We start from the raw sequence: 8,036 nt of genomic DNA on the forward strand, positions 1-8,036 counted from the left end.
GGGCGCGCTGATCGCCGGCGCCAAATATCGCGGCGAGTTCGAGGAGCGGCTGAAAGGCGTGCTCGACGAGGTTCGCCAGGCCGAGGGCGACGTGATCCTGTTCATCGACGAGATGCACACGCTGATCGGCGCCGGCAAGGCGGAAGGCGCGATGGACGCGGGCAATTTGCTGAAGCCGGCGCTGGCGCGCGGCGAGCTGCACTGCATCGGCGCGACCACGCTCGACGAGTATCGCAAATATGTCGAGAAGGACGCGGCGCTGCAGCGGCGCTTCCAGCCCGTCTTCGTCGACGAGCCGACGGTCGAGGACACGATCTCGATCCTGCGCGGGCTGAAGGAGAAGTACGAGCTGCACCATGGCGTGCGGATCACCGACGGCGCGATCGTGGCCGCGGCGACGCTTTCCAATCGCTACATCACCGACCGCTTCCTCCCCGACAAGGCGATCGACCTGATGGATGAGGCGGCGAGCCGGCTGCAGATGGAGATCAAGTCCAAGCCGGAGGAGATCGAGAATCTCGACCGGCGCATCATGCAGCTGAAGATCGAGCGCGAGGCGCTGAAGAAGGAGACCGACGCCGCCTCGCAGGACCGGCTGGCGAACCTCGATGCCGAGCTTGCCAACCTGGAGCAGCAATCGGCCGAACTGACCGCGCGCTGGCAGGCGGAGAAGGAGAAGATCGCCGGGGAAGCGAAGGTCAAGGAACAGCTGGACCAGGCGCGGCTGCAGCTGGAGCAGGCGCAGCGGCAGGGCGACCTCGCCAAGGCGGGCGAGCTCAGCTACGGCGTGATCCCCGCGCTCGAGAAGCAGCTGGCCGAGGCGCAGGGCGCTGCCGCCGGCGCGATGCTGCGCGAGGAAGTGACTGCCGACGACATCGCCTCAGTCGTGTCGCGCTGGACCGGCATTCCGGTCGACCGGATGCTGGAAGGCGAGCGCGAAAAGCTGCTGCACATGGAAGACGTGATCGGCACGCGCGTGATCGGCCAGGCCGATGCGGTGCGCGCGGTCTCGACCGCCGTGCGGCGCGCGCGCGCGGGGCTGCAGGACCCGAACCGGCCGCTGGGATCGTTCCTGTTCCTGGGGCCGACCGGCGTCGGCAAGACCGAGCTGACCAAGGCGCTTGCCCAATTCCTGTTCGACGATCCGGCCGCCATGGTGCGGATCGACATGAGCGAGTTCATGGAAAAGCACGCGGTCGCGCGGCTGATCGGCGCGCCGCCGGGCTATGTCGGTTACGAGGAAGGCGGCGTGCTCACCGAATCGGTGCGCCGGCGGCCGTATCAGGTGGTGCTGTTCGACGAGGTCGAGAAAGCGCACAACGACGTGTTCAACGTGCTGCTGCAGGTGCTTGACGACGGGCGGCTGACCGACGGCCAGGGCCGCACGGTCGATTTCTCGAACACGCTGATCATCCTGACATCGAACCTGGGCAGCCAGTTCCTGAGCCAGGTTGCCGACGACGAGGACGTGAAGTCGGTCGAGCCGCAGGTGATGGAGATCGTGCGCGGCCATTTCCGGCCCGAATTCCTGAACCGGCTGGACGAGATCATCCTGTTCCACCGGCTGGGCCAGGAGCATATGGGGCCGATCGTCGACATCCAGGTCGCGCGCGTCCAGAAGCTGCTGGCCGACCGCAAGGTGACGCTGGAACTGACCGACGCCGCGCGGGCATGGCTGGGGCGGGTCGGCTACGATCCCGTCTATGGCGCGCGGCCGCTGAAGCGCGCGGTGCAGAAATATCTGCAGGATCCGCTCGCCGAGATGATCCTGGCGGGCGATATCCGTGACGGCGCGACGGTCGAGGTCGACGAAGGGGATGGGCGGCTGGAGCTGGCGGTCGCGTGATCACATTCGTCATGCCGGGCTTGACCCGGCATCCACCTTGGTTTTCCCACGTGCTGGACAGGAAGGTGGACCCCGGATCCAGTCCGGGGTGACGAAAGGGGTTTCGTGGCAGCCGAGGATATCATCCAAATCCCCCGCGACCCGCTGTGGCTCGCTCACCGCTATGTCGAGAGCCGGGACGCGATCCAGTTCGTGCACCTGACGCGCGACGAGCACCGGGCGGCGACGTTCATTTCGGGCGACCATATGCCGGCCGGCAAGGAGCCGGTGCAGAGCGACCGGCGGCAGGCACTCGCGGCGGCAGCGCCGTCCGCGCCGGTGCACTTCATTTTCCATTCGGCCTTTTGCTGCTCGACGCTGCTCGCCCGCGCGTTCGATCGGGAGGGGCTGGCAATGGGGCTGAAGGAGCCGGCGATCCTGAACGACATCGTCGGCTGGCGCCGGCGCGGCGCACCCGGACGCGACGTGGCGGAGGTAATGGACGGGGCGCTGGCCCTGCTCGCGCGGCCGTTCGCGCCCGGCGAAGCGGTGGTGATCAAGCCATCCAACATCGTGAACGGCCTGATTCCGATGATGATGGCGCTGCGGCCCGACGCGAAGGCGCTGCTGCTGCACGCGCCACTGCCCGTGTTCCTGACCTCAGTCGCGAAAAAGGGTTTGGACGGCCGGCTGTGGGTGCGGGAGCTGTTCATGGGGCTGCGCACCGACGGACTGGTGCAGCGGCTGGGCTTCGACGACGCACAATTCTTCGGCCAGACGGACCTGCAGATCGCGGCCGCCGGGTGGCTCGCCCAGCAGGCGCTGTTCGCGGAGCTGGTGCAGGCACTCGGCGTTCGCGTGCGGACGCTCGACAGCGAGACGCTGCTTGACGCGCCGAAGCCAAGCGTGGCGGCGCTGGCCGGACTCTACGGATTCGACCTCGGCGATGCCGAGGCGGACGAAATCGTCGCGACGAGCTTCGGCCGCAATTCGAAATCGGGCGAGGCCTTTGGCCGCGCCGAGCGCGAAGCCGAATATGCGGGTGCGGCGGCGGTTCATCGCGATGAGCTGGAAAAAGTCACGCGCTGGACGGAAGTGACGGCCGAGCGGGCCGGAATCCCGATGACGCTGCCGGGCGGGTTGCTCGGCTAAACCCTGCCCTTTCAAAGAAGGACATAAAAAAGGGCGGGTCCCGGAGGACCCGCCCTTCTTTGTTCAGGCATCCGCCGAGCGCTTAGAAGCGCATGCGGGCACCGACCTTGAACGTGCGACCCAACGCGTCGTAGGTCGACGGGAAGGTGTTGCCGCTGTTGTAGGACGTGCTGCCGATGTCCTGACCGGTCAGCGGCGGCTTCTTGTCGAACAGGTTGGCCACCGTCAACGTCAGCGTCAGGTTGTCGCCCACGCCGATCCGCGTCGACAGATCGAAGTAATCGAACGACGGGATGAAGCCGGTGTTGACGTTCCCGAAGGCACCCTGCTGCGGCGAACCCGGCAGGTTCGAGTTGTTCGATGGGAACGGACCCGAATAGGCCTGGAAGTTGTTGATCACGTCCAGCGGTTCCTGACGGAACGAGCTGAGGTGACGCCACAACAGCGACACGTCGACATTCTCGAAGCTGAGCGTGGTCCGCTGGGTCCAGCTGAACTCCGGCTGGAGCGAACCGCAGCTGCCGCTGATGAACCCGACGCACTCACGATCGAACGAGATCGGGCTAGTCACGTTCGCGTTGAACGTGTTGCTGTGCGTCCAGTTGCCCGCAAAGTTGAGAGCCAGCTTCGCAAAGCCGAGATCGGCCCGGTAGTTCATCGTCACGTCGATGCCGTCGGTCTTCAGGCGGCCGAGGTTGGACGTGGTGAGGAACAGACCCGGAGTCGTCGTCGGATCCCCGGCGAGCGCACCCGTCAGCGGGTTACGACGGATGATCGTGCAGGCCGCGGTGTTTTCCGCGCCGGCTGCCGGGTTCAGCGGATCGCTGCCGAAGCAGGCGGCAATCGCATCGAGCGGCGTCGGCGAGGTGATCGCGTCGGTGACCTTGATGTGGTAATAGTCAACCGAGGCCGAGAAGCCCGGCAGGAAGTCCGGCTGCAGCACCACACCGAAGGTATAGCTGTTCGACTTCTCCGGCTTCAGGTTCAGGTTGCCACCACCGGTGGCATTGGCCTGACCTGCGGTCGGAACCGGAATGGTGCCGAGCTGACCCACAGTCGCGCCCTGCGCCAGGCAGACCGCGCGCAGCGTGCCGGTCGGCGCCCCGCGGATCACGGCGCCCTTGTCGTTGATCGAGGCGCAGGGATCGTCCGTCAGCGACGTCAGGCCGGTGTTCACCGGGCTGAACAGTTCGCTGATGTTCGGCGCGCGAACGGCGTGGGCATAGTTGCCGCGGAACTTGATCGCGTCAATCGGTTCCCAGCTGCCGCCGGCCTTCCAGGTCGTGGTGTTGAACTTCGGGTTGTTCGGCGCATCGACCGTGTAGTGCGAATAGCGAACGCCAGCTTCGAGCGTCAGGTTGTTGAAGAACGGCCGGTCCTGGACCAGTGGCGCAATCAACTCGCCGAACGCTTCATAGACGTCGAAGCCGCCGTCGATGTTCGGGGCCGCGCCGCCGGCGCCGCCGAGATCACCGCTGGCCGCCAGCACGTCCGACAGCTGCGCTGCGGTATAGCGGCGATATTCGCCACCCACCGCGAAGCTGACCGCGTCGGCCGCCCACGGCAGAACCGTCCCGAAATCGCCCGAGACGGTCGCGCGGGCCTGCGCCAGCGTCGTCTTGGTCGAAACGGTGCTGTTCGCATTCAGGAACGTGACCTGCGCCGGCGTGATCGCGCCTTCGGCGCCGAACGGATTGACGGGCACGCAACCGTTGCTGGGATCCTGACAGACGAAGGCGCCGCTGGCGTCCGTCGTGGTCAGCAAACCTTGGCGGAAGCGCGAGTTCAGCGTGTAGCCCTTGATCGTCTGGAGCTGGTCCGATTCACCATAGGTGCCGAACAGATCCCAGCTGATCGAGTCGGTGATACCGCCACGAAGGCCGAGGCGATAATCGAAGACCTGCGTAACATAGTTGCTGATGCGCGGTCCGACCTCGGTCGCGCGGCGCGAGAGCTGCGTCGTGACTTCGCGATAGTTCGGATCGTTCGGATCAGTTGCCACCGCCGCCGCGTCGCACTGCGCCTGGCTGAACTGCGGAGAATAGGCGGGGATGATCAGATTGGCAGGATCGGCCGCCGTCGCCGGACGCAGCGAGCCGTCCGGATTCCGAAAGGCCGGCACGCCGTATGGGTTCGTGTCGAGCGCACAGAAGCCGTTACGCATCGCAGGCGTCAGGAAAGGATTGCTAAGCGGAACCTGAACCGCAATGCCGAACGCGCCTGATGGCGCGATGATCGTGTCGACCGTGTTCTTCGAGAACAGCGCCCGGGTATAGACTTCGAGACCGTCCGTGACCTCATAGTTCGCCTGGCCGAAGACGTTGAAGCGCTGGAACGGCGTCTGGAAGACGTTGTACGGGTTGAAGTTGAACGGATCGAATGCGCTCGAACCGCGGAAAGCGCTGCCGTCGGCCGTGACCTGACGGGTGCCCTGAACACTGGTATTGCAAGTCGGCCCACCAGGGACGGTCACCGGCTCGCCCGGCGTGTTGCAGCCTGCCGAGATGAAGTCACCGCCGGTGGTGTTGACACCGGTGAAGCGAGACGGAACCGAGGTGCCCGAGCCGGACACGCCACCACCGAATGCGCTGATGTTGAAGCGGCTGAACCCGCGTGCACCCTGATAGACCGGGTCTGCTTCCTGATAGCCGATCGACAGCACCGCGTTGCCGCGGCCATCGTCGAAATTCGCGCCAATCGTGGCGTCGATGCGGAAGACGTTGCCGTCACCCTGCTCGGTGATCTGCTCCGACGCGGCCATTTCGAGGCCCGAGAAATTGCGCTTGGTGATGAAGTTCACCACGCCCGACACCGCGTCCGCGCCGTAGGTGGTCGACGCACCGCCGGTCAGCACCTCGGTGCGCTCGATCAGCGCGAGCGGAACGTTGTTAAGGTCGAAGCGGCCGGCCAGCTCGGCCGGGACCAGGCGGACACCGTCGATCAGGACGATGTTGCGGTTGGAGCCAAGGCCGCGAAGGTTGACGAACGAGTTACCGCCGTTGCCGTTGTTCACCGCCGAACCGATCGACGGGACGACGCCCGGAATCTCGCGCAGCAGCTGCTCGGCGACGTTGGTCTGCCGCAGCTCGACTTCTTCCGAGGTGGTCACATTGACCGGCACGGAACGCTCAAGGTTCGGGTTTGTGATCAGCGACCCGGTGACGACGATGGTCCCCTGCTCGGCGGCAGGCGCCGCCTCGGCGGTCTGATCCTGTGCATAAGCGGCGGTGCCCAGCATCGAAGCGCCCAGCAGGACGGTCGAAGCCAGCAGGTGCCGACGAAGTGCAAGCTGCATAGTCTTTCTTCCCCTTTGTCGTGGCCGGTCGCTGCCGGACGCACGTGGTGGCATAGCTGCAAACGAAGCTATCACGCCGCTACTAGGCGAAATAACGCGTCCAGAACAACGCCTCGCCTCAGGCAAATGAGAGTTTTGCCCCCAAGTGTAGCATTTCAGTCACAGTGTGCGCGCGGCCTTGCCGGGGTGGAGACGGGCCCTTACCCTCTGCGGCGAAACCGAGGGGCCCGGCCGATGATCCGTTCCGCGTTTACCGTATTGACCGCAGCGGCGCTGGCCGCGCCTGCCGTAGCGGCAGACGAACCACCGGCCGCGATCCAGGCGCTCGGCGCCTGCCGCGCGATGACCGACAACGCCCAGCGCCTCGCCTGCTACGACCAGGCCGCAGGCGCGCTGCTGCAATCGGTCGAGAACAAGGAAACGGTCGTCCTCGACAAGCAGGAAGTGCGAAAGACCAAACGCTCGCTGTTCGGCTTTTCGCTGCCCAAGCTGCCGTTCTTCGGCAACGACAAGGACGACAAGGACGAAGAGGAGTTCAGCCAGATCGACGAGCCGATCAAGACGGTGCGCTCGATCGGCTATGGCCGGTTTCGCTTCACGCTGGAGGACGGCGCGACCTGGGAGACGACCGAAGGGATCAACGCCTTCCCGAAGCCGGGCCAGAAGGTGCTGATCAAGAAGGGCCTGATGGGCAGCTATTTCATCCGCTTCGAAGGCAACCGCTCGGTCAAAGGGATGCGGGTGGGCTAGAATGATTTTCGATCCACCGGTTCGCTCGTCCCGAGCGAAGTCGAGGGCCGCTGTTCCGAACCTCGTGCCGGCGCCCCTCGACTGCGCGCTTCGCGCTCCGCTCGGGACGAGCGATGTGGGGTCGATCCGGCCGCAACCGGCCTAATTCTCCACCGCGGCTTTCTTCAGGTCCTGACCGGTCATCGGCCCGGTCAGCGACATCGGGTCGATGCGCGCGCCTTTCCACTTCATCGCCCAGTGAAGGTGCGGGCCGGTGGCACGGCCGGTGCTGCCGATGCGGCCGAGCAATTGCCCCTTCTTCACATGATCGCCTTCCTTCACGACGATCTTCGACAAATGGAGGAAGGCGCTGTTCAGGCCCATGCCGTGGTCGATCATCAGCAGATTGCCTTCGAGCGTGAAGGGCTTGTCTGCGGCCAGCACGACGACGCCGTCGGCAGGCGCCGTGACGGGCGCGCCCGCACCGCCGGCGATGTCGACGCCCGAATGATAGGCGCCAGGCTCGCCGCCGCGATAGATGCGCTGCGAGCCGAACACGCCGCTGATCCGGCCATGCGCGGGCCAGGCGAAATGCTGCTTCCAGCCGTCGCTGTCGGACATCTCCGCGCGGGCGGCGACGATCTGCCTGATCTCGGGCGCGCGCAGGCGCGCGAATTCCTTGTTGCTGACCGGCGGCCGCTTCGCGACGTCGACATGCTGCAGCGCCCAGGCGTGCGGCCCGATCTCGAGCGTGCGGGTGAGGACGTCGCCGGAAGCCGTCTTCGCGGTCAGCGTCAGCGATTCGGGCGCGTTGCGGTCGAAGCCGAGCATGAAGCGGCCGTCGGGCGCGACCGGCACCGTCTCGTCGCCGAGCGTCAGGCTGACGGTCCCCTGCGGCGCGGTGCCGTAGGCGACGCCGCCCTGCTCGATCTTTCCGCGGAGGCTGAAATCCGGAGAAGGAGCGGCCGCGATCAGCGCGACCGCCGCGAACGCGATCAGTCCCCTCACCTGGCGGTCATGGCCCGGGTTGCGATC

The 8,036-nt window shown here is 65.9% G+C and carries 5 protein-coding genes; 3 read left to right on the forward strand and 2 right to left on the reverse strand.

Annotation, left to right across the window (positions count from 1 at the left end):
* Together VFT73_RS06470 and VFT73_RS06475 are read left to right on the forward strand one after the other, a co-directional pair.
* A partial coding sequence (locus VFT73_RS06470; RefSeq protein ID WP_326409352.1) for an AAA family ATPase occupies positions 1-1,846 on the forward strand: 1,846 nt, incomplete at its 5' end.
* Positions 1,847-1,951: 105 nt separating this feature from the next.
* Positions 1,952-2,977 carry a hypothetical protein gene (locus tag VFT73_RS06475; RefSeq protein ID WP_326409353.1) on the forward strand — a complete coding sequence of 342 codons (1,026 nt, stop codon included), beginning with the start codon at positions 1,952-1,954 and terminating at the stop codon, positions 2,975-2,977.
* 82 nt (positions 2,978-3,059) lie between these two features.
* Here the strand turns inward: VFT73_RS06475 and VFT73_RS06480 are convergent, their stop codons facing one another.
* Positions 3,060-6,272: a TonB-dependent receptor domain-containing protein gene (locus VFT73_RS06480; protein WP_326409354.1), complete on the reverse strand. Its 3,213-nt coding sequence runs from the start codon at positions 6,270-6,272 to the stop codon at positions 3,060-3,062.
* Between the two features lie 234 nt (positions 6,273-6,506).
* On the opposite strand from VFT73_RS06480, the gene VFT73_RS06485 reads away from it, so the two are divergent.
* Positions 6,507-7,022, forward strand: coding sequence for a hypothetical protein (locus VFT73_RS06485; protein WP_326409355.1), 516 nt, complete (start codon positions 6,507-6,509; stop codon positions 7,020-7,022).
* A gap of 141 nt (positions 7,023-7,163) precedes the next feature.
* Here VFT73_RS06485 and VFT73_RS06490 read toward each other — a convergent pair whose 3' ends face one another.
* Positions 7,164-8,009, reverse strand: a complete 846-nt coding sequence (locus VFT73_RS06490) for a M23 family metallopeptidase (RefSeq protein ID WP_326409357.1) — start codon at positions 8,007-8,009, stop codon at positions 7,164-7,166.
* Positions 8,010-8,036: the final 27 nt, after the last annotated feature.

This window comes from Sphingomonas sp., from assembly GCF_035758555.1.
Classification (GTDB): domain Bacteria; phylum Pseudomonadota; class Alphaproteobacteria; order Sphingomonadales; family Sphingomonadaceae; genus Sphingomonas_B.